We start from the raw sequence: 3,272 nt of genomic DNA, 5'->3' as shown, positions 1-3,272 counted from the left end.
TTATCTAAGATGCCCGTCAATAGATCAACCGATTCCAAAAAGCTGAAAATAATGACTGGCTTGTAAACATTCATTTCAAAATTGCCTTGGCTGGCGGCGACAGTAATTGTGGTGTCATTTCCCATCACACGAGTTGCAGCCATCGTCATTGCCTCTGCCTGGGTCGGATTCACTTTGCCCGGCATGATTGACGATCCCGGTTCGTTGGCAGGAATACTTAATTCACCATAGCCGGCCCGGGGGCCACTAGCCAAAAAGCGGATGTCGTTGGCAATTTTTAACAGATCGGCCGCAAGGGTTCGAATGGTGCCGTGAGTTGCGACGAGACCTGAATGGTTAGCAAGACCGTAGAACTTGTTTTGCTGTTTAAATGGTAGTGCATATTCCGTACTAAGGGTCGTAACCATGGCATCGGCATAGTCCGAAGTTGTGTTAAGCCCTGTTCCAACAGCGGTTCCGCCAATCGGAAGTTCCAATAGTGATTGACCGGTTTCTTCAATAAAGTGCAAATCGTGTTCCAAGGCACTGACCCAACCGCTGATTTCCTGACCAAATGTGATCGGGGTGGCATCTTGTAAATGAGTTCGGCCGATTTTAACGACATCCCAATACTCACTCTGCTTCTGTTTGAGAACTGCAATCAAGTGTTCGATTTGCGGTTTGAGCTTAAGGGTTGCCAGCGTTGCCGCAATATTCATTGCCGTTGGGAAGGTGTCGTTAGAACTTTGGGAATGGTTGACGTCATCGTTAGGCAATATTTCGATGGCAGGATCCAATTGTTTGCAGAGGTTGGCGATAACTTCATTCACATTCATGTTGGTTTGCGTTCCAGAGCCGGTTTGGTAGACATGAAGTGGGAAATCGGCCATTAAATCGGGATCGTTTAGTGATAAAAGTTTACGACAAGCAGTCTCGATTAGGTCGGCTTTGTTAGTCGCCAAAGTTTCTTGGGATTGGTTGACTTGGGCAGCTGCCGCTTTAATAGTCAGTAATGCGCGAATAACCTGAACCGGCATTTTTGGGCCAGTCGGGAAATTATGGCGGCTCCGTTCAGTTTGCGGTCCCCAGAGTGCGTCTTTTGGCACCTTCACGTTTCCTAAAGTATCTGCTTCAATTCGATATTCAGTCATATGTCCCTCCGATTAATACTTGGGTTCCCACTGGGCGTTGTGAATTGCATCGGAAACCGAATCGATTTGTTTTTGATTTAGTTTCTGATCGACTGCGCTTTGGGCAACTGCTTTGGCAACTGTATCCGAAAATTGGTTGAGCTTTGAAACGGGTGGAAGAACTGCGGCACCAGGCTGGTTCGGATCGACAATGCCACCTAGTGAATGGGCAGCTGCCGAAATCATTTGATCATTTAAGACAGCGGCCGAACTGGCAATGGCGCCAAGCCCCAGCCCCGGATAAATTAAGGCGTTGTTCGCCTGGCCGATTTCATAGGTGACACCCTTATAGTCAACGGCAGCCGATGGGACGCCCGTGGCGATTAGGCCCTTGCCGTCGGTCCATTTGATCAAGTCAGCAGCCGTTGCTTCCATCAGCTTGGTTGGATTTGAGATTGGAAAAATAATCGGCCGTTCAGTGTGGGCGGCCATTTCTTTAATGACGGCTTCAGTGAAGGTTCCGGGTTGTGTTGAAGTGCCGACCATAATGGTTGGATGAACGGCTTTGACAACTGCAAGCAGATCGGTCAGTTCATCAGGGGTTTCGAACTCATCACGTGAGCGGGCAAACGGCTTTTGTTCCGGAGTTAGGTCGGGCGTATCCGTGAACAGTAGACCCTGCTTATCAACCAGGTAAAAGTGTTTTTTGGCTTCGTCGGGAGATAGGCCGGCAGCAACCATTTCGTTAAAGATTCGCATGGTGATTCCAGCACCGGCTGTCCCGGCACCAAAGCATAAGTATTTTTGATCAATGATTTTTTGCTTGGAAATGTTTAAAGCACCAATAATTCCGGCCAGAACAATAATTCCGGTTCCTTGAATATCATCGTTGAATACCAGTTGGAGGTCCTTATAGCGATTCAAAATTTTGGCGGCGTTTGAGCGGCCAAAGTCTTCAAAGTGAAGATAAACATCTGGGAACAACTTTTCGACGGCAGCAACAAACTTATCAATATAAGAATCGTACTGTTCACCTCGAACCCGGTGCTGTTTCAGCCCAAGATAGAGTGGATTTTCAAGCAGTGACTCATTGTTGGTTCCGGCATCAATGACAACTGGCAGCACTTGACTCGGATCGATTCCGGCAGCAGCTGTGTACACCATCAGCTTACCAACGGTGATATCGACACCTTGGGTACCCCAATCGCCAATGCCGAGAATTCCTTCGCCATCGGTCACACAAAGTAGTTTGATGTCCCGGCCCTCGGCGGCATTTTTTAAGCTTTCTTCAATTGAATCGGGGTCTTCGATGGAAAGGAAGGCAGCGTTTTGTGGCTGGATAAATAGTTGACTGTAATTTTCAACAGTCGTCGCAATTGTGGGATCGTATACAATTGGCATGAACTCTGCGACGTGTTGTGAGAATACTTTGAAGAACAGAACCCGATTTTCGTTGAAGATACTCATTAGAAAAACGCGTTTTTCTAACGCTGACGGTTTGGTTTGGTACTGCTGATAAACTTGGGTTGCCTGTTCGTCTAAAGTTTGAACTTTCGGGGGCAACATGCCGATAATCCCCAATTGTTGGCGCTCAGCTTGTGTAAACCCTGTTCCCTTATTTTTAAAGGGGTCGTTCAAAATCGAATTTGTCATTTCAATTATCCTCTCCCATGAATATAGATTATTAATAACTTTCATTCTAACTTATAACCGTACCTTCTGGAAGTTGAAATCGATTATATTGCGATTCATGGTTCAAAATGCCGGTAAATTTTACCAGATTGAAAGGTTTTTGTAGAAAAATGACTTTGACATGGCGTCAATTATGAGTTATATTATATGCAAATTTTAATTGTTTTATAATATTAACGAATGTGGTAGGTGGAATAATGAAAAAAATTTTGGCGTATAACATTTTAGGTTATGAGAAAGAATTCGTGTTGGAGTGGGCAGCTGAGCACCCAGACGTACAAGTAGATTTTAATTCCGTGGAACTCCATGACGATACTGTTGATTTGGCAAAGAGCTATGACGGCATTGATTATCGTCAACGCAGTAAGCTCAGCGGAACGCCGGATCTGTATCGCAAACTGCACGAATTTGGTATTACCCAACTTGCATTACGTTCGGCTGGTGTTGATTCCTGTAACCTGAAATGGGCCA

Annotated in this window: 2 protein-coding genes and 1 pseudogene; 1 reads left to right on the top strand and 2 read right to left on the bottom strand. The window is 45.7% G+C overall.

Annotated elements, in window-relative coordinates; genetic code table 11:
• On the bottom strand, positions 1–1,130 hold a 1,130-nt coding region (locus AB3112_RS09940), incomplete at its 3' end, for a class II fumarate hydratase (protein ID WP_367334406.1).
• Between the two features lie 12 nt (positions 1,131–1,142).
• Complete coding sequence (locus AB3112_RS09935) at positions 1,143–2,762, bottom strand: malolactic enzyme (RefSeq protein ID WP_084973904.1); 1,620 nt, start codon at positions 2,760–2,762, stop codon at positions 1,143–1,145.
• A gap of 236 nt (positions 2,763–2,998) precedes the next feature.
• Here AB3112_RS09935 and AB3112_RS09930 point away from each other — a divergent pair.
• A pseudogene (locus AB3112_RS09930) lies at positions 2,999–3,272 on the top strand (D-2-hydroxyacid dehydrogenase); the annotation flags it as partial.

The organism is Lentilactobacillus sp. (assembly GCF_040773105.1).
GTDB classification, from domain to species: domain Bacteria; phylum Bacillota; class Bacilli; order Lactobacillales; family Lactobacillaceae; genus Lentilactobacillus; species Lentilactobacillus parabuchneri.
Note: the sequence above shows the minus strand (reverse complement) of the source record. Positions and strands in the feature narration are given on the sequence as shown.

What these genes read in the sequence shown, in the direction of transcription:
- AB3112_RS09935 (WP_084973904.1), bottom strand. Translation starts at nt 2,762, where the DNA reads ATGACAAATTCGATTTTGAACGACCCCTTTAAAAATAAGGGAACAGGG.